Genomic DNA, 25,111 nt, shown 5'->3' on the forward strand with positions numbered 1-25,111 from the left:
CATCACGCATTTTTCAATAAAAAGCCCCATCGACTCGACTCGATGGGGCTTTTTCATACCTCAAAGAGTCGTTTGAAACTAGAAAACAGGAGTTAAAGCCCCAATATCAATGCTTTCTACAGCATTTGTGGTTCGCAAAATTGGCAGTAACAGGTGATACTCAAAATGCGCCATGACTAAAGACTGACTTGCTACGCCATCTACGGACTTCGGCGAGAATAGTCGTGCCGCAGACCTCCGTCTGACTCCTCACTTCTAACTCCTGAATATAGGTTTCATACATACTAATAAACATTGAGCTTCAACTAGTGGAGCGAACTAGCTTATCTGACGCGCCCGACCGGACTAGATGTAATGACAAAACGACGACCTCTACATAAAACCCTCGTGGTCTTAGCCGCAGCCATCAGTTGTGCGCTCAATACATTTGCTCAAGAAGCACCCACGACCGCAGCCGCACCCCAAGCCAGTAATGCGACCGCGCCAGCCACGCTAAGTAGCCGAGCTGCCGCCATCCAAAATGCCCAACAAGCACTTTTAACGCTGCAGGCAGACACCACCCTCGATGAGGCAGCACGCACACTGCAACAAGAGGCGCTCACCGACGCCATTCAGCATTATAATAATGCAGAAGGTAACGAAGCGAAAACAGCTGCCCTGAAAGCGACTGCCCAGACAGCAAAGACTGACATCGCGACCACACAACAACAGCTAGAAGACCTATCCACCGTTCAACAAGCGAGAATCATCAGCGATGTCCACGACCTAGAGGCACTCGAGCAACAAGCTGAAACCGCGCGCGACAGTTTAACAGAGCTGAATCAATCTAAGATTGAGCTCCAGAAAACACTCGAAGAACTAGAACGGCGCCCACAAGAGATTACCTCACGACTCGTCAAAGCCAATGGTGAGTTAAATAGCATCAACGCAGCGTTAACAGTCAACCAGAGTGAAAAAAGCACTAATCTCAGCAAACAAACATTACTCGCCGCACAAAAAGATGATCTCACCACTGAAATCGAAATGCTCAGACAAGAAGTCGCCGGGCAAAGTGACCAAAATGCACTGATCAACAGCAAAGTGCTACTCACTGGTAGACAAATTGAGAATACTAAAGCCGCCTTAGACAGCATAGACCATAAGCTCAATCGCGCACGTATGTCTAAGGCAGAGCGCGTCATCGCCGAAGTCGCCGACTTAGTCGAAGCCGCCGCGGGCAAAGGAGAGCAAGTCGACCAACTCTCAGCCGAAGTTACAGAGCTAGCCCAGGACCTCAAAGAATCCACCAACCAACTACAAGCACTCAATCGCTCCTACGACGAAATGATTGAGCGCACCGCGGATCTACATACGAAATTTAGCCAATTCGAACGAGAGATTAATATCGGTGGGTTAGATGGCATTCTCAGTAAAGTCTATATCGAGCAGCGTCGAGCACTCCCAAGTATACAACAGGTCTCATTTTCCATCAAACAACGTGTCAATGAGCTTAGAAACACTCGCTTAAAAGAATTCTCATTGCATGCCAGAGTTCTAAATCAAAAAGAATATAGGAAGCAGTTCCGAGCACCATTGGAAGCCGAGGTCGAAGCGCTACTCGACCAGCGTAACGCATTGCTGAAACAAGCCGCCGATCAGCAGAGGGCTATTTTTAAATACATGACGAATGTCGATCTCGCGGAAAGAGATTACGCCGCCGTCCTTAAAAAAGTCAGAACTTATTTTAACGAAAAGCTCTTCTGGAAGAAAAGCTCCGCCCCCCTCTGGGAGATTCAATCAATCGATATAGGAGGCGCGGCTAAGTGGCTCATTGGTATGGACCGTCTCGTCGAGCTCCAACGCCGCCTAAGCACCTCAATACAAACCCACCGCTACCAAAGTGGATTCTTCGCAATCATATTGGCCGGACTCATTCTCTCTCGTCCACGCATCAAAAGATTAGTCAAAGAACGCGGAAGACGTATCCAAAACACCTCGACCGATTGTTTTTCAAACACTTGGTGGGCCGCGTATGGCACCGTGCTGCTCTCGTTGCCAATCCCATTAGTCATAGGCGCCCTATCTTGGACACTCGGCCAAGACCCACACTCTTCTGACTGGCTACAAGGCATCAGCAAAGGCTTACACTGGTGCTTTATAATCGCGACATGGACATGCTTCTTAATCGCATGCTGCGCAAGAGAGGGCCTAGGGATCAACCATTTCGGCTGGCATAAAGAGAGCGCCCGCAACCTCCGGCGCTGCCTCTATTCATTCCTAATCATCTGTATCCCCAGCATGCTCGTAGTATGCAGCATGGTCTATGAGGAGACAGCATTGCACTTCGACTCAGTCGGCCGCATCGGCTTCATCATGATCATGGTCTGGGCATTCTGGATATTGAGGCGCCTCCTCAAACCCACTGACGGCATCTTCTCGCAATACCAGAGTGAAAACCCTGATCGCTTCGAAACCAGAACTGCCCCGCTCTGGTCACTACTGCTCATCGCAAGCCCCATCGCACTCATCATTCTAACCGTCCAAGGTTATTTTATAACATCCTTGGCCCTCGCACTCGAGCTACTCGCAATCATCGGCCTGATCACATTTGGCAGTGTTTGCTATTATTTCGCCCTGCGTTGGTTCATGATCAAAGAGCGAAAAATCGCGCTCGAAGAAGCGATTAAAGAACGCAACGAACGTATTGAAGCAAACCGTAAAAAAGACGATTCCGAGCAAAGCACTGAACCCACAGCTCCAGCAGGCACCCCAGAATTAGACCTAGAAAAAGTCGGCCAACAAACACGCAGCATGCTGCGCTCACTGTTCACGATCGCTGTGATTGTTGAAATCTGGTTCTTAGTCACGCACACACTTCCGATCGACGAAGCGCTCGGATCGATCTCATATCGAGGCTGGTTGCGCCCGCTCGATCTATTCTATGCATCTGCTATCCTCATCATCATGACTGTTGTCGTGAAGAATCTACCGGGGCTATTAGAGTTAAGCGGCTTACGTCAATCCAAGTTGGATGTGGGTGCTCGCTATGCGATCACCACAATTTCTCAATACATCGCTGGCGCCTTTGGCTTGGCACTTGTTTGTAATGTATTACACGTCAACTGGTCGATGTTTGGCTGGATCGCAACCGCATTGAGTGTCGGCCTAGGCTTTGGATTACAAGAAATTGTCTCTAATTTTGTCTGCGGTATTATTCTTCTTTTTGAACGCCCGATACGAATCGGCGACATTATTACCATTAATAATGTCACAGGCACCGTCTCGCGTATTCGCATGCGTGCCACAACCATAATCAACTGGGATCGCCAAGAACTCATCGTGCCCAACAAACAGTTCATCTCCGATGCACTGATCAATTGGACACTGACGAATTCAGTGAACCGAACCATTATTACCGTAGGCGTGGCTTATGGCACTGATACGATTCGCGCCAAAGAGATTCTCACTCAAATAGCAAAGCAACACCCACTAACATTAGAAGACCCGGCACCTCTAGCCACTTTCGAAGAGTTTGGTGACAGCTCACTGCTCTTGCGCCTACGTGTTTACCTCCCCGACTTAACTGATCGTATTAACGTCATCTCAAATTTACACGACACCATCGACCAACGCTTCAAGGCCGCCGGTATCGAAATCGCATTCCCACAACAGGATCTACACATTCGGTCGATAGATGACACGGTGATTCAAAATACAGGAATTCAGAAACCTTAAAAAAGGAGTTAGAAGTTAGGAGACAGAAGTTAGAAGCTGAATATCTGCGCCTTACGCGTTTCATGAACAAAGACTACACTCGAACTCCTAACTCCTGAATATAAGATAACCGACACCAGCAACTAACAACGCTCCCGTGCTTCATGTAATCAATACACTCACACCGGTCTTTCTCGTGATCGCCCTCGGCTATTACTTAGGCAAGAAAGCGATCCTATCGGAAAGCTTCCTCGGTGAGTTAAACCGCTTATTATTCAGGGTCTGCCTCCCCGCACTGATCGTGCATAGTATGGCGACCGCCACCGAGATTCCCGAAGGCACGGGAATCATCATACTGCTGTTCATACTGGCGACATTCGCCGTTATCGGCCTATCGATACCGGCCAGCCGACTGCTACGCTTACCCCGTGCCCGCGTGGGCACGTTTGTGCAAGCCACCTTTCGCGGGAACCTCGCTTACGTCGGCATCCCCATCATTCTCTACGCCCTGCGCGATGCCCCCGCCGAAACCGTCGCATCCGTGATCGCTCAGACAATGTTTGTTTTTGCCCCCGCAATGGTCATTTACAACGTCGTCTCTGTCTTCTTTCTAGTCAGTAGCCACGAAGCCAGCGCCGGAGAAAGCCTGAATAAAATAGTCATCCAGATTCTCAAGAATCCACTTATCTTAGCAGCGCTGATCGGATTCTGTCTCTACACACTCCCCTTCGACCTCCCACGCGCCTTACTCGACACGCTACAATTCACCGGCCAAATCGCCGCGCCCGCGTCACTGATCTGTGTCGGCGGCAGCATGGCATTCGTCTCGATGGAAGGACGCTACCGCAGTGCACTCGTCGCGACCGCACTCAAAATAGTGGCCGTCCCCGCAATCGCTTACTTCCTCGCAACGATCTTCCAAGTCGAAGGACACAGCCGACTCATTCTACTCGTGCTCAGCGCCACACCCACGGCAGTCGCCTCCTACGTCATGGCCAAAGAACTCCACGGCGACGAAGCCCTCGCCGCAGGCTCCATCATCCTCAGCACCGCGCTCAGCGCAGTCAGCCTCGCGGTGGTGATCGCACTGTGTTCGTAAGTGCCGAATCAATGTTTGTCCCGTAACGCCTCCTCCCATCACTCGCCGCAGCTTCCACGCAGAACCGCTCCACGACAAGCTAGGCGCACAGTCGGATATGCATTCCCCTCCCACGTGGGGATGAACCGATGGCGAAGACCTTATTGAACCTGATATTATAAATTCTGTCGAAGACCGCCCTTACTTCTATACTTCAGGAACCTAGGTGAGCACGATGCCTTCGCCGTCTGCGCGAGCACAGCCCCTACACTGATTCAATCACCTTCATCCAACGAGGTCGTGCCTTTCATGTCATTCCCATTGTGGTCGTTGCTCCGAATCAAATCCCGCAGGCAGTTATCACTTAAGGTCTAAGCGTCCAGCAATTCGCTCAGCGCCATCGATACTGGGATTTCGCCGAGTCCCACTGCTGTCTCCATATTTTGAATACGAGGACCGTTTTGTTCCGTGAAGCGCTGCATGACAGCTAGCTGTAATAGAGAGTTGAACCAATCGACATTCTGCTCTTGGCGGCGTTTCTCAAAGACGCCTGTGGCGGTCATCTCATCTCGAAATTGCATCACAAGCTCCCATACCTTTTCAACGCCCTCGCCTTCAAGCGCGGAACAGGCCATTGCTTTCGGCTTCCAACCCGGCGTGAACGGATGCAAGAAATGCAGCACGCGCGAATACTCAACGCGTGCCATATCAGCCTTCATCTTATTATCGCCATCGGCCTTATTCACGACGATCGCATCAGCGAGCTCGATCACGCCTTTTTTGATACCTTGCAACTCGTCGCCTGCGCCTGCGATTTGCAGGAGGAGGAAAAAGTCCGTCATGGTGCGCACGGCGGTTTCGCTTTGGCCCACACCGACGGTCTCGACCAGAATCACATCATAGCCGGCAGCTTCACAGAGCAAAAGCCCCTCGCGTGTGCGCGCAGCGACACCTCCGAGGCTTCGGCCGGAAGGTGATGGGCGAATGAAGGCGTTCTCATGACGGGATAGATCCTCCATACGGGTCTTGTCGCCTAGAATACTACCGCCATTGATGGAGCTACTCGGGTCAACAGCAAGCACGGCAACTTTTTTACCCTGGTCACAGAGCGACATGCCGAGTGCTTCGATAAACGTGCTCTTCCCTGCCCCGGGAACACCCGTCATACCCACACGCATTGCGCCGCCAGTGTGCGGCAAAATACGCTGCATGAGCTGCTGAGCAGGCAAGCGGTGCTTGGGCGCCGAGCTCTCCACTAAAGTGATCGCCATGGCCAAATGGCTACGTTCTCCAGCGCAGACTCCTGCAACTAGAGCATCAATATCAGGTTCTCGACGGCGTGCTATTTTTCTAGGTGATGACATCTATCAACTGTGTAAATTATTCAAAAAAAACTCTCAATCCTAATCAATGAAAAGGATTGAGAGTCGATTAAAAAGCAAAGCGCTTTGTGTGACTCTTAGTCTTTCGAATACTTCGAAGACCAATCGACGCCGCGCATGTCCTTCTTCTCCAGGAATGTCTCATGCATCGCAAAGCATGTGCGAAGTGTCTGTGGCGTATGACCATCCTTAACATTAGCGAAATATGCGTGCAGTTGCTCGCGGTATTCTGGGTGCACACAGTTCTCGACGATCTCAGTCGCACGTTGAACAGGGTCCTTACCGCGCAGATCGGCGATGCCCTGCTCGGTGATGATCACCTGCACAGAGTGCTCACTGTGGTCGAGGTGAGCCACCATTGGCACGATTGTGCTGATCGCTCCACCCTTCGCAATCGATGGGCAAGTGAAGATGGAAATATAAGCGTTACGAGTGAAGTCACCCGAACCACCGATACCGTTCATCAAGTTGTTACCCATCACGTGCGTGGAGTTCACATTCCCCCAGATATCCACTTCGATCGCTGTATTGATCGAGATGATACCGAGACGGCGAACGGCTTCCGGGTGATTGGAAATTTCTTGCGGACGGAGCACCATGCGTTGCTTGAAGAAATCAAGATCCTCATACACTTCCTTCAAGAACGGAGGCGATACAGTCAATGAAGTCGCACTAGCGAAAGTGATATCGCCGCTGCGCATCAAGCCGATGACACTGTCTTGAATCACTTCTGAATACATTTCAAACGGAGGAATGCTCTCGTTGGCACCGAGTGCACCAAGCACCGCGTTGGCAATGTTACCCACACCCGATTGGATCGGGAGGAATTCTTCAGGGATACGGCCAGCTTTGAGCTCGTCCGCAAGGAAATCGGCGACGTTCTCACCGATCTTGGCAGTCACAGCATCGGTTTCTTTAAAACCACCGACTTCGTCTGGACGGTTGGTCTTAACGATACCGACGATCTTCGCAGGGTCGACTTTCAATGTTGGCGAGCCAAAACGGTCGCTGCACTTGTAAACTGGGATCTCGCGACGGTGCGGCGGATCAAGTGGCTCGTAGATGTCATGCAATCCGCTCAATTCTTCTGGATGCGCTTCATTGAGCTCAATCAGAATATGATCAGCAACACCACAGAAGGTATTACTCGCACCAACACTTGTAGTCAGCACGATCTCACCATCTTCACTGACGGAAGCGGCTTCAACCACAGCATATTTGATTTTACCAAGGAAACCATAACGAGCAGCCTGCGGCAGCATCGAAAGGTGCATGTCGAAGAACTTAGTTTCACCCTTGTTGATCGCAGCGCGAAGTGACTTATCACTCTGATACGGAGTGCGAAACAAGACCGCATTAGCGCGAGCAAGCTCACCATCGAGGCTATCGCCTGTGGATGCACCCGTAACAACTCCAATCTTAAAATCACGACCTGCATCGTGTTCTGCGTTTGCGCGACGCGCGATTGCGGTCGGGATTTCCTTGGCAGCACCAGCAGGAGTGAATCCGCTGAAGCCGAGGATATCCTCATTATTAATCAATGCAGCCGCTTCATCGGCAGTCATCACTTTATATCTGGAATCTTCTAACATGGTCATATTGGATTAAACTTTTCTTATTTGTATATAGGAATCGAGCCAGCTATCGCACTACGCAGACGTCTACAGGATGCTGCGCGCTCTTATTAAAAAATGATCATCAGCGACTTAGTGGCCGGAGTTCGAAAGAAGCGTGAGGAAGAAACCTGCAACCAATGCAGTGCCGATCACACCCGCAACATTCGGGCCCATCGCATGCATGAGTAGGAAGTTACTCGGATCTGCCTTCTGGCCTTCGACCTGGCTGACACGTGCGGCCATTGGCACCGCACTCACACCGGCCGAGCCGATGAGTGGATTAATTTTATTCTTTGAGAACACATTCATTGCTTTCGCCATCAACACGCCACAAGAGGTAGCGATACCGAAAGCAACAATGCCAAGAAGTAAAATGCCGAGTGTCTCGGCACGTAGGAAGCGATCGCCTGTCATCGTGACACCGACACTAGTGCCGAGGAAGATGGTGATGACATTGATCAACTCATTCTGAGCAGCCTTACTCAGGCGCTCGGTCACATTACACTCACGCAGGAAGTTACCGAACATCAACATACCGATCAACGGAGACGCTGGCGGAACAAGCAAGATACATGCAACAGTGACAACCACAGCAAAGACGAGCTTCTCTAGACGACTGACCTTGCGCAGGCTCTTCATGCGGATCTTACGCTCTGCTTTAGTCGTCAACGCACGCATAATGGGTGGTTGAATGACAGGAACGAGCGCCATGTAACTATAGGCAGCCACCGCAATGGGTGCCAACAGCTCTGGCGCCAAGGAATTGGCCAGGAAGATCGAGGTCGGCCCATCGGCTCCCCCGATAATACCGATCGCGCCCGAGGCTTGATCCGAGAATCCGAGGAATTGCGCACCGATGAACGTCGCGAAGACACCGAACTGAGCCGCCCCACCGAGCAACAGCATGCGGGGGTTTGCAATGAGTGGACCAAAGTCCGTCAATGCTCCCACTCCGAGGAAAATCAACGGCGGGAAGAGCTCAAGCAAGATACCAAGCTGAATGTAGTGAAACAAGCCACCGGTATGTTCACTATTCAACTCGGTCAGCACTGCGCCCTTAGTGAGCGCATCACCGACTTTAGTATCGGCAGAAACCACACGACCGGTGGCATCTGCCCATACCAAGACATCTGAATCAACCAGCGATACATCGCCAATCAATAGAGTCCCCACATCCTCAGCAGGATTTGAATTACGGTCACGCATCACATATAACAATGTGTTCGTGCCATACTCACCCACTTGCTCACCTGCCAGTAATGCGACAAGTGACTCTGCGCCGAGATCGCCTGCCGTTTCAGGCAACACTTTCTCTACCGCATTTAATTGAACTGTCTGCCCTTCTTGAGCACCAACGACCAACACCTCACCTGAGACCGGGGCGCGAACCACGCTAGCAGGTTTATTAATAATACCTTGTGTCGGTAAGTTTGCGAGCATTGCGCCAAATGCGATAGGGACCAGCAGCAACGGCTCAAACTTTTTATAGACAGCAAGATAGAGAAGCACAGCAACCACCACCCACATGACCAGCATGCGCCAGTCAAGAAAGGCAAAGCCTGTGTTACCGTAAAGTTGTTCGAATAGTTCAATCATGAGATAGGGACTCTCTGTTATGTATTATGATCGCTTAAGAAAGAGTGACCATGACTTGGCCTTCTTCAACGGCATCGCCTGCTGCGACTAGGATCGCAGTAACAGTGCCAGCCTTAGGAGCGGCAACGATGGTATTCATCTTCATTGCTTCGAGTGTAATGACTGTTTGCCCCTCTGCGACAGTATCACCAACGGCGACATCTGCAGAGACCACGACTGCGGCCAATGGGCTAACGACACCATCACCTGAACCACCAGCGGCTGGAGCAGCTGGAGCGGCGACTGGAGCCGGTGCTGGCGCTGCAGCAGGAGCGGCAACACGTGCACTGCCACTTGGAGCAGCTGATCTTGGAGCCGGAGAGGCAAAGCCCTCGTCCAACAGTTCTACTTCGACTTCATAAGTCTTACCTTCGACACTTATACGTAAACGTTTCATGTTATTATATTCTCTAAATTGTTGTTTGTTTGTTAATGGATTCCACTAGCGCACACGGTGCGATGAGAAGATCTGACGGCGGCCTTCTTGAGCCCAGCCAGGACCTCCCGGACGAATCGATACGATACGATGCGCACGGTCTCCAATCACAGAGTGCACGGCTGCTGCCAGAACTGCCATCAGCGCAGGGTCTTCCCCTTCACTGACTGGAGCTGCTGCAACCGGAGCTGCCGCTGGAGCTGGAACTGGAGCTGCCGCAACTGGAGCTGCCGCAACTGGAGCTGCCGCAGGTGCTAGGTTTGCCTTCGCAACAGCTGCTGCAACCGCAGCATCCGCTTTCGCAGCAATCTTGGCATCGTAGCGACGAAACACTGCACCGATGGCCGCTGTCACGAGTGCAAGAAGCACCAGGACAACCATGACGAAACCAAAGCCTACGACGACAACTTCCGTTGTCCCCGAAGTCTGAGCTTCGGCAGCGGGGCCGCTAGCGGCCAGAATTATGTTTAAATGATTCATATGTAATACACGTGGTTAATACCGTAAGACGCAGCTTATAGTGGGATATTACCGTGCTTCTTAGGCGGACGTGAATCACGCTTACTCAGCGTATTACGAAGCGCAAGAGCAATAGCAGCACGTGTCTGAGAGGGCTCAATCACATCGGTGATCATTGCGTTGGCAGCGGCTTGGTAAGGAGACGCAAACTCATTGCGATACTCTTCACTGATTTCAGCAGCACGCTTCTTAGGATCTTCAGCTTCCTTCAGTTCCTTACGGAAGAGGACGTTCACAGCACCTTCAGCACCCATCACCGCGATTTCCGCAGTTGGCCAAGCGAAGACCATGTCCGCACCAAGGTCGGCCGAGCACATCGCGAGATAAGCACCACCGTATGCTTTACGCATGATCATAGTGATTTTCGGCACAGTCGCAGCAGCATATGCAAACAGCATCTTCGCACCGTGGCGGATGATACCACCCTGCTCTTGAGCAAGACCTGGCATGAAGCCTGGAACGTCAACGAGCGTTACGATCGGGATGTTATAGATATTACATGTGCGGATGAAACGAGCACCCTTGTCAGAGCTATCGATATCCAATGTGCCAGCCTTCACCATTGGGTTATTAGCAACGATACCTACGACGACACCTTCGATACGTGCGAAGCCAACGATCAGGCTACGTGCGAAGTCAGGCATAATTTCGAAGAAGTCACCGCCATCAACCAAACGATCGATCACTGCCATCACATCCAAAGGCTTCTTTGGTGAGTCTGGCACGATTTCGTTCATCTCCAAGTCATCGGAGAGATCGAGGTCAGTCAAAACGTGTGGGGGATCTCCAAGATTGTTACTTGGCAAGAATGACAACAACTTCGAAGTCATCGCCATCGCATGTGTATCATCATCAGCCACCAAGTGGATGTTACCAGAGATGCTTGCGTGCGCTGCTGCCGAAGCGAATTGCTCCAACTTAGCGACTTCACCAGTTGCCGCTTTAATCACGTCTGGTCCACAGATGAACATGTTCGCAGTGTCGCGAGTCATGATAAGGAAGTCAGCCAATGCCGGCGAATACGCAGCACCACCCGCACAAGGGCCAGCGATCACAGCGACCTGAGGCACCACACCAGAGAGCAATACGTTCTTAAAGAAGATCTGGCCGTAACCACTCAAGGAGTCGACACCCTCTTGAATACGTGCACCTCCGGAGTCATTCACACTCACAACTGGCATACCAGCTTCAACTGCGAAGTCCATCAGATCACAGATCTTCTTCGCATGGATACGTCCTACAGCACCACCGCCAACAGTGAAGTCCTGCGCATACGCAGCAACCCCACGGCCATCGACGAGGCCAGTGCCACAAACGACACCATCATAAGGAAGCTTCTTATTCGCCAGGCCAAAGCGCTGACAAGTGTGCTCGGCATGCATTCCGAATTCTTGAAACGTGCCCTCTTCAAAGAGATTTTCAAGACGTTCGCGAGCACCCATCTGCCCCTTGGCATGACGCTTCGCTAGTTTTTCTTCGCCACCAGCCTTGCGCGCAACCGCACGCCGCTCACGAAGCTCTTCAAGTAATTTTGGATCTATAGCCATAATTGATATCTAGTTGTTGATATTTAAAATTAATATGTAAGTCTACTTCTTCTCTTGGCAGAACTCAGTCAGCACGCCACGAGTCGATTTTGGATGAAGAAACGCAACCAACTTATTCGCAGCGCCCTCAAAAGGCACTTCATGAATCAAACGCACACCTGCGTCCGAAGCCTGCTTAAGTTGCCCCACCACATCATCCACGCGGAATGCAATGTGGTGAATACCTTCGCCGTTCTTTTCAAGGAACTTCGCAATCGGACTATCTGGCGAAGTCGGCTCAAGCAACTCAATGTGAACATCGCCCGCCTCAAAGAAAGCAGTGCGCACTTTCTGCGACTCTACTTCTTCGCGACCATGCAAATGCAAGCCAAGTGCTTTTTCATAATACTCGATAGAATCTTCGAGGTTGTGGACGGCGATGCCGAGGTGATCAATTTGCTGAATCATAATCTAATTTTCGGGTTAATAACGACCAAATTGAGGATTAGATGAACTTACGTCAAATGTATTCTGTATTAAATTAACTTATTGACAACTTTTACTAATATTCTAGCTTTCTAGTATTAGTTAACCAAAATCCAAATGAACAAGGATCCAAAAAACACAAAAAAACTCCTAGAAGAGTTCCCTGCCGCAACACCAGAACAATGGCGCGAAGCCGCCGAAAAGCTACTCAAAGGCGCGCCCTATGATAAGATCATGGAGCGCCAGTCCCCTGAAGGGATTCGCCTGAAGCCGATTTTCTGGAAAGAAGTATTAGAGTCACTGCCTGCAGCAGAGACTCAACCTGGCTTCGACGGCTACCTCCGCGGCACCAAAGCATCAGGCTACCGAGTGCAACCATGGGAGATCGCTCAAGAGCTACCTTACGGCACTCCAAAAGAATTTAACGATGCCGCCAAGGCCGACCTAATGCGCGGCCAAGACGCGCTTAATGTCATCCTCGACATCGCGACACTCAAGGGACTCGACCCAGACAGTGCCCAAGCTGGGGAAGTCGGCGCATGTGGTCTTTCAATCGCCAACCTACAAGACATTAAAGCCGCATTCTCCGAGATCCTCCCCGAAGCGGTCAGCTTCCACATCCGCACAGGATGCGCAGGACTCACAGTCGGCTCCATCTTCTTCGCATGGTTGAAGGAGCAAGGCATCGCACTGGATAGCGTTAAGGGCAGCCTCGGAATGGATCCGATCGCAGTGCGCTCCGCAGCTGGCCAACTCCCAGCCGAACTCGCCGAACTACTCGACGAGCAAGCCGTGCTCGCAGAATTCTGTGCGAAAGAAGCACCGTCCATCCGCTCGGTAGGCGTATCGACGACACCTTACCACCAAGCAGGCGCATCCGCAGTCGAAGAACTCGGCATCGCACTCGCCACTGGTTCTGCTTACCTCACCGAGTTGACCGCACGCGGCCTCTCCGTCGATGACGCTGCTAAGCAAATCCGCTTCAGCTTCTCAATCGGCCCGAACTTCTTCATGGAGATCGCAAAGCTGCGCGCAGCACGTGTGCTCTGGTCACAAGTCGTCGCCGCTTTCGGTGGTAGCGCCGAAGCGCAGAAGATCAACATGCACGCTCGCACAGGTCTCTATAATAAGACGAAGAAAGACCCATACGTAAACATGCTCCGCACCACAACCGAGGCCATGAGTGGCGTCATCGGCGGTGTCGACAGCCTCTGCGTTGGTAACTTCGACGAAGTCTCGCGTCTACCAGACACCTTCAGCCGTCGCATCTCGCGTAACACTCAGGTCATCCTGCAAGAAGAGTGCGAACTCACCGCAGTGGTCGATCCAGCTGGTGGCTCATGGGCAATCGAATGGTTGACCGGTGAAGTCTCCGAAAAATCGTGGGCATTCTTCCAAGAAATCGAATCTAAGGGCGGTATCGTTCCAGCACTTAAAGATGGATTCATCGCAGACACACTTGCTAAAACAGCAGCTGGCCAAGAGAAACAACTCAACCAGCGCCGCGTCAGCCTAGTCGGCACAAACGTCTATCCAAACCTTGACGAAGCAGAACTGGAATCACGCCTCCCCGACTACACAAAGCTACGCGAAGAGCGTGCTCAGGAAATCGCCCGCGCCCGTGTCGCAACCGACCCAGACGCAGATGCCAAGATCATGGCTGCACTCACAAAGGTAGCCGAAGTTGATCGCGCTGGCCTCATCGACGCAATCATCGACGCTGTCAGCGTCGGTGCCACCATCGGTGAAATCACAAAGACCGTCCGTGCAGCAGCGAACCCTAGCCAGCTCATGCAGCCGCTACCCGTCGCACGTCTCGCTGCTAAATACGAAGCAATCCGCGCCGCATCTGCAAAATACAAAGCAGCAAACGGACACGGACCGAAGCTCTTCCTTTGCAACCTCGGACCACTCCGTCGCCACAAAGGCCGCGCAGACTTCACCAAGGGCTTCTTCCAATCAGGAGGCTTTGAAGTAATCTCACCCGCAGGCTTCGAAACACCTGAAGCAGCCGTCGCAGCACTCGGCGAATCCGGCGCAGCGATCACAGTCGTTTGCGGCACCGATGGCGACTACGAAGAAAACTTCGCGAACTACGCTCAAGCCATCAAAGCAGCCAACCCGAACACACGCGTCTTACTCGCTGGCTTCCCTGGAGCCAACGAAGCAGACTACCGCGCAGCCGGCATGGACGACTTCATCTTCGTCAAGTCCGATAACTACGCGACTAACCGCCAAGCCCTCGAACTCCTCGGCGTGCTTTAATCCATCATTCATAAATTACTAGCATTTAGCATTTAAGATAATGAAACCTGATTTTACAAATATCGCCTACGAAGCACCCAAGCCAAACGCAACACGCGAGGACTGGGCCGCTCAGGTCAAACAAGAAACCGGTAAAAGTGTCGACGAACTCGTCACTGAAACCATGGAGCAGATCGACGTCGATTCGCTCTACGGCAAAGACGCCTACGAAGGCATGGAGCACCTCGATTATACCGCAGGTATCGAGCCAAATCTTCGTGGACCCTACGCGACCATGTATGCCTTCCGCCCATGGACAGTTCGCCAATACGCGGGCTTCTCCACTGCCGAAGAGTCCAACGCCTTCTACAAGCGTAACATTGCAGCCGGTCAGCAAGGTCTGTCCGTCGCATTCGACCTCGCGACACACCGTGGCTACGACTCCGACCACCCTCGCGTGGTAGGTGACGTGGGTAAGGCTGGTGTCGCGATCGACTCCATCTTGGACATGAACGTGCTCTTCGATGATATCGACCTGAGCAAGGTATCCGTCTCCATGACAATGAACGGCGCCGTGCTGCCAGTTCTTGCGTTCTACATCCTAGCCGGCCTCGAACAAGGCCACAAGCTGGAGCAGCTCGCAGGCACGATTCAGAACGACATCCTTAAGGAGTTCATGGTGCGTAACACATACATTTACCCACCGACACCATCGATGCGTATCATCGGCGACATCTTCGAGTTCACCTCGCAGAAAATGCCGAAGTTCAACTCGATCTCGATCTCCGGTTACCACATGCAAGAAGCAGGTGCGACTGCCGACCTCGAAATCGGCTACACACTCGCCGACGGTCTTGAGTATCTCCGCACAGGAACTGAAGCTGGCCTCGACATTGATGCCTTCGCACCTCGCCTCTCGTTCTTCTGGGCGATCGGTAAGAACTACTTCATGGAAGTCGCGAAAATGCGTGCCGCACGTTGCCTCTGGGCAAAGCTGGTCAAGCAATTCGACCCGAAGAATCCAAAGTCGCTAGCACTGCGCACACACTCGCAAACATCTGGTTGGTCGCTCACTGAGCAAGATCCATTCAATAATGTAACGCGCACCGCAATCGAAGCGATGGCAGCCGCCTGTGGTCACACACAGTCGCTCCACACCAACGCGCTCGACGAAGCCATCGCCCTACCGACTGACTTCTCTGCACGTATCGCACGTAACACACAGCTCTTCCTCCAAGAAGAAACCGGCATCTGCCGTTTCATCGATCCATGGGGCGGTAGCTACTACGTCGAAGCACTCACTCAAGAAATAATGCAAAAAGCATGGGGTCACATTGAAGAGTGTGAGAAATACGGCGGCATGACAAAGGCCATCGAAGAAGGCATTCCAAAGCTTCGTATTGAAGAAGCCGCAGCACGTCGCCAAGCGCGCATCGACTCCGGCAAGGAAACCATCGTTGGTCTCAACAAGTATCGTCTCGAAAAAGAAGATCCGCTTGAGATCCTCGACATCGATAACTCTGCTGTGCGTGACTCGCAAATCGAGCGCCTCAACAAGCTTAAAGCGGAGCGCGACAACGACGCCTGCCAGAAGGCACTCGCTGCCATCACCAAGAGCATGGAAACCGGCGAAGGCAACGTTCTCGAACTCGCAGTCGAAGCCGCACGTTGCCGTGCGTCGCTCGGTGAAATCTCCGACGCTGTTGAAGCCGTCGTCGGTCGTTACCGCGCCAAGATCCGCTCGATCAACGGCGTTTACGCTAAAGAATTCGGAAGCACACCAATCATGGACGACGTTAAAGAACTCATCACTAAGTTTGAAACCGAAGAAGGTCGCCGCCCTCGCATCATGATCGCGAAGATGGGACAAGACGGACACGACCGTGGCGCCAAGGTGGTTGCTACTGGTTATGCCGACCTCGGATTCGACGTCGACATCGGCCCACTCTTCCAAACACCGGAAGAGACCGCACGTCAGGCTGTTGAGAATGACTGCCACCTCGTGGCCATGTCGTCCCTCGCAGCCGGTCACAAGACCCTGCTTCCATCACTCATCAGTGAGCTCAAGAAGCTCGGCCGCGAAGACATCATGGTCGTCTGCGGTGGTGTGATCCCAGCACAGGACTACGACTATCTCTACGAGAACGGTGCCAGCGCGATCTTCGGCCCAGGAACAGTCATTCCTGATTCCGCCAAGAAGATATTGGAACTGCTACTCGAAGACTAGAGAACGTCGAGCATTGAACGTCCAACATCGAACGTTCAATTAGAGAGACACCCATTCATCAATGGCGCGGACTTAGTTCCGCGCCATTTTTTTGTGCCTACACAGAAGCATCGGGAAGGACGGCCTCCGCGCCGTCCGCCGAACCAAAGCACAGAACCAAAGCACCCGCGATCACCTCAAGCATGCGGTTGTTACTACACTTTTTTTGATGATCGAGAACATGTATAATCCTAAAAAGGAGTAGTTAGAAGTTGGAAGGTAGGAGTTAGAAGCTGAGCATCAGCGCTTCATAGCCCCTGAACCGCTCGCCAATTGGCTTCGCCCTTCGGTTGAATGTCGCTGCGCTCGGCAGGGGCGTCACACTCGACTGTAAGCACTTCATTACCAAAGACTAACTTGCTACGCCAGCTACGGCAGACCTCCGTTTGACTCCTAACTTCTAACTTCTAACTCCTGAATATAGGATAATCGCAACACTGGCCGGAAGGCAGAGCAATGGGGAATATAAACAGGCAAATCAGTCTCTCATTCACACACAGCATACCTAAGAGTCATGAATGAGACCGAGCAGACGACCGAATTAACATCCCAATGCACGACTTGCATCAGTGAAGCATCCTGCAGCACTTGTCACACTGGGCTCTGCCCAGGGACGGTGCTCGCTGGAATATTCGCGGTTATTTGGCTAGCCGTGGCAATCTGGGCAAGGCGTGTAACTGCCAGAGCTCAAGCGACCGAGACCAACGAAGAGTAGGTCTGCTGTTTACGGCACCTCGCGAGGACAGGAACCGTTACAGAACTCTGAGACATGTGGCCTTTGCGCGGTCTTCGCAAAGCAAAGCCCCTACACTGGATCAGAGACACTTTTCACAATCCATGAGACGCTCAAGGATCGCATGCCCCGAACCCCATTCAAAGTTCGACGTTTAATGTTGAACGTTCAATGTCCAGAGCGCTGCGTCAGCGCCTCTTAGGCAGCACGCGTCGCACCATCCCAGCGAGTAGATCCAGCTCCTCGAACTTGAGCATATACAGCACCCCGAAGTAGAGCGCCGCGCCACCTGGCACAAACACACCGACGATCACCGCGGCATTTAACTTATCGGCCAGCTCAAAGCTCAGCACCAAACCATGGCCGATAAAGCAAAACAGCCCCATCGCCACACCAGCGCATAGAATCTTCGCAAACGCTCCACGTAAATGTGAGAACCCCACTTCACTGCGATGCTTTGAAAGCGCCCGCCAGAGACAGGCCGATTGCACAATCGCGGCGAGCACATTACCCGCCGCAAGACCACAGGCACCGAAGAACTGCATCAACACTAGACCGCTTATCAAATTCACGACCAGACACAGGCCCGCCACACGCACGGGCGTCTTCATATCCTTACACGCGTGCAAACCACGCGTTGCAAAGGTCGCCGCAGAATAGAACGGTAGCCCTAAGCCATAGATCGCAATCAGCGGAATCGTTTGCGCGACATTTTGCGTGCTAAACGCTCCCCACCGAAACAACAGCTCCAGAATCGGCTGCCCCAGAACGAACAGCCCCACGCCTGCTGGTAACGAAATCCCTACCACCAAGCGCATGCCTTGTGTCAATGCACTCGCAAAACCTTGATCGTCTTTATCCGAGACCGCACGCGCCAACAGCGGGAAGAACACCGTCGCCACCGCGACCGTAAAGATCCCCAGCGGCAACTCCATCAACCGACTCGCGAGATACAGCACCGACACCGCCGACTCATCCAGTGAATACGCCAGCAACCGCGATACTAAAATATTCACCTGCAAAATCGCCGCCCCCATCAGGCCAGGCAAGAACAAGCGCCACAACTCACTCATCTCGGCTGAAGCACGCCGCTTCTGCAACCGCGGACGCCACCCTTGACGCGCCAGATCCCATGCCGGCAACATCAGCTGAAACAGCCCGCCCACCAGCACACCGCCACAGAGCCAATACACGATCCGCGCCTGATCATCGTTCAGCCACATACCTGCGACCAACGCACCTATCATCGCGAGATTCAGTAACATCGGCGTGCTAGCAGCGACCGCAAAGCGCCCTAGAATATTGAGCCCCGCCGAGATAATCGCCGCTAGGCAGATAAAAATCATATACGGCAGCAGCACCACCGCCAACTCAGCGCCTAATGACCAACGATCCGAGAGCATCCCACTCTTTGCGAGCGTGCCAAACACGAGCATCCCACTCACCACCAGCGCCGACAATATCAGCAATAGCCTCAGTAACACCTGGTTAAAAAAGGCAAACGCAGCCGAGCGTCCCGCACGCTGTAGCACATCCGAAAAGATCGGCACCATGGCCGAAGTAAGTGCGCCCTCCCCCAACAATCGGCGAAAAAGATTTGGCAAAGTAAATGCTAGAATGAACGCATCATTCCACGCACTCGCACCCAATGCTGCAAATATCAGAATATCACGCACCAGCCCCAGCACACGCGAACCGACCGTCGAAAGGCTGACAACTACGATATTCTTAAGGTTTTTGAGCATAAATGATGCGTCGGCTACAAACAGAACCGAACAGTCACAAGAAACTACGTCTCAAAAAACTTTGGCAATTGTATATTTCATGCTCTACCAAGAAGCTATTTTTCACTTTCATGCCTACTTAGAACCATTTTACCCCGTTCTCACTTAAACCACATACCTTACTAGATACATACGATGCCATTAATCGCTAAACTTGCCGAGCGCCTTAAACGCCACCCGAAACGCGTAGTCTTCCCTGAAGGCTCCGATCCTCGCATCCTTCAAGCCGCGCGCAAATTTGCCACGCGCGGCCTCGGTATCCCCGTGCTACTGGGCGATCGCGCTAAAATTAAGTCCAATGCAGAAAAGCTCAACATCAGCCTAGAGCACATCCGCATCATCGAGCCCCGCCGCAGCAGCGAGTGGGAAAGCTTCCTGAACAAATTCCAAGGCCTGCGTCGTTTCAAAAACATGAACGACAAAGAAGCCGCGGATTATTTAGATAATACCAACTACTTCGCGACGCTCATGCTCGCCACAGGCCAAGCAGACGCGATCGTCTCCGGTGCAACCAGTAACGCATCCAGCGCGCTGCGCCCACTGCTACAAATCATTCCGCTCCACGAAAATGTTTCGAACATGTCCTCGCTAAACATCTTCGACCTCGAAGATCCAGAGACAGGTAAAGACCGCGAACTCTTCCTTGCCGACTGCGCCGTCATCCCGAACCCAACGAGCGAGCAGCTCTGTGACATCGCAATCACCACTGCCGCACTAAGCTACCACCTGACCAACATCAAGCCACGCGTGGCACTGCTCAGCTACACCAGTAAGAGCAAATCCAGCAGAAACCCGACCGTGGCAAAAATGAAAGCCGCGACCGAGTTAGCACGCCAAAAGGCCATTGAGCTCGGCATCCCAATGGATATCGAAGGCGAGCTACAGGTCGATGCCGCACTCGACCCAATCGTAGCGAGCACTAAGAACATTGAAGGCTCTGTCGCGGGGCGCGCTAATGTCTTGATCTTCCCTGATCTACACTCGGCCAATATCGCCTCCAAACTAGTCCATATTTTGACCCGCGCGCGTAATTACGGCCCGATCCTCACTGGCCTCAACAAGCCTGCTGCTGAAATCAGCCGTGGTGCCACCGCCAGTGATATCTTCGGCACCGCCGTCATGGTTGCCTCTCAAGCAATCGACCACAAATTACTCTATCCGACGGATAGCGACGATCTCAACGAAGACGTCACTATCATCGACTAGTTTCACCCTCTCTCCCGCGTTGCGCCAACCGCTCCAACTATGCCTTGTCCTGAGCCAAAAAACGACACCGAGCTGCTAACAGCTCCGAAGAATAAGACTACGAAGCGTATTTTCATCGCAGCCACGCGGATGAACGATGGTAAGACGACGACCAGCCTCGCGCTGTTTGCCGCCCTACGTAGCTTCACGCCCAAGGTCGGTTTCATCAAACCAGTGGGGCAGCGCTTCGTCGAAGTCGAAGGACATCAAATCGATGAAGATTCCGTGCTGCTCGATAAGATCTTCGACGTCAAGGTGCCGATCAAGGCGATGAGCCCGATTGCGATTCACTCGACCTTCACACGGGATTTCCTCGACGACCCTTGCAAGAATCATGCAACCATCGTCGATCAGATGTGCCGCGCCTTCGACCGTGCCGCCTTCGAGAAGGAGTATGTCATCATCGAAGGCACCGGCCACGCAGGCGTAGGCTCAGTGTTTAATTTGTCCAACGCAGACGTGGCAAAGCGCCTCAAAGCAAAAGTGATCATCGTCGCCCGTGGAGGCATTGGCCGCCCCGTCGACGAAATCGCGTTGAATAAAGCCCTATTTGCACAAGCAGGCGTCGAGGTGATCGGGGCGATCATTAATAAGGTCGAGCCCGACAAGATTAAAATGATCGAGAAATACAGTGGTATCGCGCTAAAACGTATGGGCATCCCACTGCTTGGCTGCATCCCAGTTGAAAAGAAACTCACGGTGCCGAAGCTCAACCAAGTCGTCGAAGAGGTAAAAGGCCGCTGGCTCAATGGCCGTGAACACGGCGCCAGCGAACGAGTCGAGCGTGTCTTGATCGGTGCGATGGCCGCGAAGGGGCTCGTCGACCTACTCGAGCGAGGTTCACTCATCATCACCCCTGGCGACCGCGAAGACATCATACTCGGAGCGATCGCCGCAGAAGGCATCGCAGGCGAAAAAGTCGTCTCAGGCATCATTCTCACGCGCAATGTGCTACCACACCCGAAGCTCATGGAGATGATCGCCAAAACCAGCATCCCCGTCATCATTTGCCAAGACGATAGCTATGCAGTGGCCTCGAAGATCAATAAAATGACCGTCAAGACACAGCCCAGCGACAGCGATAAAATCCCAATCATCAAGAATCTCATCACCGAAAACATCGACCTCGATGTCATCCGCCACGCCTTCGACTCGGATAACAGCATCGCTGAAAATATCTAATCGCGCTCATCAAAATTGCCCGCAGCACGGGCAAAACTTCTGGCGTCTGTGCTCGACGAGTGAACGCTGACCGATTAAACGTCTCGTTTCTCTCTTAAACATGCCAAAGCAAAACGACAGTCTCACCTTCGAAGGCGCCCTCGAACGTCTCGAACACATCTTAGAATCCATGGAAAGTGGCGACACGCCATTGGCTGACCTCGTCGCAAAATTCGAAGAAGGATCCAATCTCTTGAAAGTCTGCCAAGTGAAGCTCAAAGAAGCAGAACTAAAGATTGAAAAGCTCAATATTACCACTGGCGAAGTCGAACCCTTTGAGGGCGACAACACCGAGGCCTAGTGCGCATACTACCTGCAAAACGCACGCTAACCGATCGAATTTGTTAAAAGCATGGGCCTATTAGAGCGGATCAAATCCCCCGACGACGTTAAGCAACTATCTGAGGAGCAACTACCCGAACTCGCAGCCGAAATACGCGAGCGTATCATTAAAGCCACCTCGATAAACGGTGGCCACGTCGGCCCCAATCTCGGTGTCGTCGAGCTAAGCATCGGCCTACACCGCGTCTTTAACACACCAAAAGATCGCTTCGTCTTCGACGTCGCCCATCAAGGCTACGTCCACAAACTGCTGACTGGGCGCAATGGTAAAGACTTCGACAAAATCCGCCAATGCGGTGGACTCAGCGGATTCTTAAACCGCAGCGAAAGCGAGCACGACGCGTTCGGCGCAGGCCACGCAGGCACCGCCCTGTCCGCCGCACTCGGCATGGCTACCGCACGCGACAAGCGCGGCTCGGACGAGCACGTCGTCGCGCTCTGCGGAGACGCCGCCTTCACCTGCGGGATCACCATGGAAGCGCTCAACAACGTCGCCACCTCGACCAAGCGCCTCATCATCATTCTCAACGATAACAAATGGTCGATCGCCAAGAATGTCGGCGCCCTACCACGCTATTTCAACGAGCTCATCACCAACCCGGTCTATAATCGGCTCAATGACGACTTCGAATCCCTCCTGCAGAAGCTCCCCGGCGGTGAATCCATCATCCAATTCGGCTCGAAATGGAAAAAGGAGACCAAGGACTTCCTCGTCCCCTCCTCGCTATTTGAGAAATTCAACGTGCGCTACATCGGCCCCATCGACGGCCATGACCAAGCACAGGTCGAGCACTACCTAGAATTTGCCAAACAAGCCGAGCAGCCCGTGCTACTGCATATCCTCACCACCAAAGGCAAGGGTTACGACGTGGCACTCCAAAATCCCGAACGCTTTCACGGAGCTAGCCCCTTTGACATCAAAACCGGTAAAGGCGCACCCGCAACTGGCAACCCTGGCCCGAAATATCAGGACGTCATGGGCAACACCTTGGTCAAACTAGCCAAGCAGGACAAAAGCATCGTCGGCATCACCGCAGCCATGCCAGCCGGCACCGGACTCAATATTTTAGAAAAAGAGCTACCCGACCAATTTATTGACGTCGGCATCGCCGAAGAGCACGCCGTGCTCTCAGCCGCAGGCATGGCCACCTCAGGCTTCCACCCCGTCTGTGCGATTTACTCAACCTTCCTGCAACGCGCCTATGATCAACTGATCCACGACGTCGCCCTGCAACACCTGCCCGTCATGTTCTGCATGGATCGTGCTGGGCTCTCGCCTAACGACGGAGCCACGCACCACGGACTATTCGACCTCACTTACCTGCGCAACATTCCAGGCGTAGTCGTCATGGCACCGTCCAACGAAGACGAACTCGCCGATATGATGGCCACGGGCATTGCCTATCAAGGCCCGTCCTTTGTGCGCTACCCACGCGGCGAAGGCCCAAACGAGCCGATCAAAGAAATGCCTATAGCCCTTCCCCTCGGCAAAGCCGAACGCCTACAAGCCGAAGGCGAAATCGAAATTTGGGCGATTGGATCGATGGTCGCCGACGCAGAAGCACTCGCACAGCAGCTACATGTGCAAGGCATTCAAGCGGGCGTCATCAATGCACGCTTCGTTAAACCACTTGATACCGAACTATTGCTAGAGTCCGCGCAAAGCGCCAAGCTCATCGTCACGATGGAAGACAACATCATCAGTGGCGGCTTCGGCACAGCGATCATGGAAGCCCTGCAAGAGGCCAACAGCCTACGCCCCGTCGTGCGCATTGGTTGGCCCGATCAATTCGTCGAGCACGGCAACTCCGTCGCAGCCCTCCGCGCCAGCGTCGGCATCGACCCCGAGTCGATCCTAGAAAAAGTGCTCACGCGCTACAGAGCCTTGGAAAGCTAACAGGCCACAGAGCTCTAGAATTCATCAGACTCTACCGGGCTCATACACCGAAGAGTCGCATCGTCCAGGCATAGCCACCGACACTGGCCGGGAACAAACGACCGTATACAAAAAAACCGCCAACACTGACAAACAGTGAACTGACGGTTTCTTATTTTCATGGCGGAGAGGGAGGGATTCGAACCCTCGGTGCCGTTTCCAGCACACATCCTTTCCAGGGATGCACAATCGGCCACTCTGTCACCTCTCCCCAAGAAGGCGTTGAAAAAACTCTATCACAAAAATAGGTCAATAGAAATCGAAGGGCATTTACCTAAAAATGCAAAAAAACGATTATTGACGACGATATGGTGCAATCCTAGCTTTCCCAACGAGTTTAAAACTCATCCTTTCTATTTAATTCACAATGAAACATAAATTTGCCTGCATCCTCCTTTCTCTCGTCACTGTTGGCCTGTCCGCAGCAACCAGCACCAATACTGCTCCGGAGAAAACACCCGAATCACCATTCAACACAGTCGGCATTCGTGTTGGATTCGATGACGATGCAAAAGTCAGCCTAACTAGCTACGAACTCTACGAAACATCCGACCCACAATGGAGCTGGGATCTCGGCGAAGATATGAGCACTGGCATCGGCTACGAAGCAGCCGTTGGTGCGCTTGCCGGCGAAGGCGAAGTCTCGGCCTATATTCATTTCGGATTCACACTCGAATTCGCACACGACGCGCTCCCAGTGACTCTTGTCCTAGCCACAGGCCCATCACTCTACTCCGAAGATACTTTTGATAATTTCGACCTTGGTGGAAATATTCAGTTCACCAGCAGCGCAGGTCTTAACTGGCAAGTATGCGATGGATGGGCAGTCGAATACCGCTACCAACACACATCGAATGCTGGACTCAAGAGCCACAACCCTGGCTTAGAAATGCACGCATTCGCATTGTCACATAACTTCTAAAGAACGCAGAGACACCTGCAGTCAATTTATGATACTAGGCCAGAAGC

The 25,111-nt window shown here is 52.6% G+C and carries 17 protein-coding genes and 1 tRNA gene; 9 read left to right on the top strand and 9 right to left on the bottom strand.

Annotation, left to right across the window (positions count from 1 at the left end; genetic code table 11):
* Positions 1–354: 354 nt before the first annotated feature.
* Entirely contained in the window at positions 355–3,714 is a 3,360-nt protein-coding gene (locus tag GZZ87_RS16270; RefSeq protein WP_162025505.1) for a mechanosensitive ion channel domain-containing protein, read from the top strand.
* Between the two features lie 136 nt (positions 3,715–3,850).
* Positions 3,851–4,792, top strand: coding sequence for an AEC family transporter (locus tag GZZ87_RS16275; RefSeq protein ID WP_162025504.1), 942 nt, complete (start codon positions 3,851–3,853; stop codon positions 4,790–4,792).
* A 350-nt stretch (positions 4,793–5,142) separates the two neighbouring features.
* On the opposite strand, the gene meaB is transcribed toward GZZ87_RS16275, so the two are convergent.
* The 7 genes from meaB to mce all read right to left on the bottom strand — a co-directional run bounded on the left by meaB (position 5,143) and on the right by mce (position 12,353).
* Positions 5,143–6,135 carry a methylmalonyl Co-A mutase-associated GTPase MeaB gene (gene meaB, locus GZZ87_RS16280; protein ID WP_162025503.1) on the bottom strand — a complete coding sequence of 331 codons (993 nt, stop codon included), beginning with the start codon at positions 6,133–6,135 and terminating at the stop codon, positions 5,143–5,145.
* A gap of 95 nt (positions 6,136–6,230) precedes the next feature.
* A complete protein-coding gene (locus tag GZZ87_RS16285; protein ID WP_244648145.1) occupies positions 6,231–7,751 on the bottom strand; it encodes an acetyl-CoA hydrolase/transferase family protein in 1,521 nt (506 codons plus the stop codon).
* A 108-nt stretch (positions 7,752–7,859) separates the two neighbouring features.
* Positions 7,860–9,365, bottom strand: a complete 1,506-nt coding sequence (locus tag GZZ87_RS16290; protein ID WP_162025502.1) for a sodium ion-translocating decarboxylase subunit beta — start codon at positions 9,363–9,365, stop codon at positions 7,860–7,862.
* A 34-nt stretch (positions 9,366–9,399) separates the two neighbouring features.
* Positions 9,400–9,801, bottom strand: a complete 402-nt coding sequence (locus tag GZZ87_RS16295) for a biotin/lipoyl-containing protein (protein WP_162025501.1) — start codon at positions 9,799–9,801, stop codon at positions 9,400–9,402.
* Positions 9,802–9,846: 45 nt separating this feature from the next.
* On the bottom strand, positions 9,847–10,320 hold the full coding sequence (locus GZZ87_RS16300; RefSeq protein WP_162025500.1) for an OadG family transporter subunit: 474 nt from the start codon (positions 10,318–10,320) through the stop codon (positions 9,847–9,849).
* Positions 10,321–10,355: 35 nt separating this feature from the next.
* Positions 10,356–11,906: an acyl-CoA carboxylase subunit beta gene (locus tag GZZ87_RS16305; protein WP_162025499.1), complete on the bottom strand. Its 1,551-nt coding sequence runs from the start codon at positions 11,904–11,906 to the stop codon at positions 10,356–10,358.
* A gap of 42 nt (positions 11,907–11,948) precedes the next feature.
* Positions 11,949–12,353, bottom strand: coding sequence for a methylmalonyl-CoA epimerase (gene mce, locus GZZ87_RS16310; RefSeq protein WP_162025498.1), 405 nt, complete (start codon positions 12,351–12,353; stop codon positions 11,949–11,951).
* Positions 12,354–12,488: 135 nt separating this feature from the next.
* Here mce and GZZ87_RS16315 point away from each other — a divergent pair, with 135 nt between their 5' ends.
* Together GZZ87_RS16315 and scpA are read left to right on the top strand one after the other, a co-directional pair.
* The gene (locus tag GZZ87_RS16315; protein ID WP_162025497.1) at positions 12,489–14,636 is read left to right on the top strand and encodes a methylmalonyl-CoA mutase family protein; all 2,148 of its coding nucleotides are present in this window, start codon (positions 12,489–12,491) and stop codon (positions 14,634–14,636) included.
* Positions 14,637–14,676: 40 nt separating this feature from the next.
* Entirely contained in the window at positions 14,677–16,842 is a 2,166-nt protein-coding gene (gene scpA / locus GZZ87_RS16320; RefSeq protein WP_162025496.1) for a methylmalonyl-CoA mutase, read from the top strand.
* 960 nt (positions 16,843–17,802) lie between these two features.
* Here the strand turns inward: scpA and murJ are convergent.
* The gene (gene murJ / locus GZZ87_RS16325; protein ID WP_162025495.1) at positions 17,803–19,359 is read right to left on the bottom strand and encodes a murein biosynthesis integral membrane protein MurJ; all 1,557 of its coding nucleotides are present in this window, start codon (positions 19,357–19,359) and stop codon (positions 17,803–17,805) included.
* Between the two features lie 174 nt (positions 19,360–19,533).
* Here murJ and GZZ87_RS16330 point away from each other — a divergent pair, with 174 nt between their 5' ends.
* From GZZ87_RS16330 to dxs, 4 genes are all read left to right on the top strand, one after another.
* Positions 19,534–20,604: a phosphate acetyltransferase gene (locus tag GZZ87_RS16330; protein WP_162025494.1), complete on the top strand. Its 1,071-nt coding sequence runs from the start codon at positions 19,534–19,536 to the stop codon at positions 20,602–20,604.
* A 39-nt stretch (positions 20,605–20,643) separates the two neighbouring features.
* The gene (locus GZZ87_RS16335) at positions 20,644–21,825 is read left to right on the top strand and encodes an AAA family ATPase (RefSeq protein WP_162025493.1); all 1,182 of its coding nucleotides are present in this window, start codon (positions 20,644–20,646) and stop codon (positions 21,823–21,825) included.
* Between the two features lie 100 nt (positions 21,826–21,925).
* Positions 21,926–22,165, top strand: a complete 240-nt coding sequence (gene xseB, locus GZZ87_RS16340) for an exodeoxyribonuclease VII small subunit (RefSeq protein ID WP_162025492.1) — start codon at positions 21,926–21,928, stop codon at positions 22,163–22,165.
* A gap of 51 nt (positions 22,166–22,216) precedes the next feature.
* On the top strand, positions 22,217–24,103 hold the full coding sequence (gene dxs / locus GZZ87_RS16345; RefSeq protein ID WP_162025491.1) for a 1-deoxy-D-xylulose-5-phosphate synthase: 1,887 nt from the start codon (positions 22,217–22,219) through the stop codon (positions 24,101–24,103).
* A 160-nt stretch (positions 24,104–24,263) separates the two neighbouring features.
* On the opposite strand, the gene GZZ87_RS16350 is transcribed toward dxs, so the two are convergent.
* A tRNA-Ser gene (locus tag GZZ87_RS16350) sits at positions 24,264–24,353 on the bottom strand.
* Between the two features lie 156 nt (positions 24,354–24,509).
* Here GZZ87_RS16350 and GZZ87_RS16355 point away from each other — a divergent pair.
* Positions 24,510–25,064: an acyloxyacyl hydrolase gene (locus GZZ87_RS16355; RefSeq protein ID WP_162025490.1), complete on the top strand. Its 555-nt coding sequence runs from the start codon at positions 24,510–24,512 to the stop codon at positions 25,062–25,064.
* The last annotated feature ends 47 nt before the right edge of the window (positions 25,065–25,111 follow it).

It is taken from the genome of Lentimonas sp. CC4 (genome assembly GCF_902728235.1).
Lineage (GTDB): Bacteria > Verrucomicrobiota > Verrucomicrobiia > Opitutales > Coraliomargaritaceae > Lentimonas.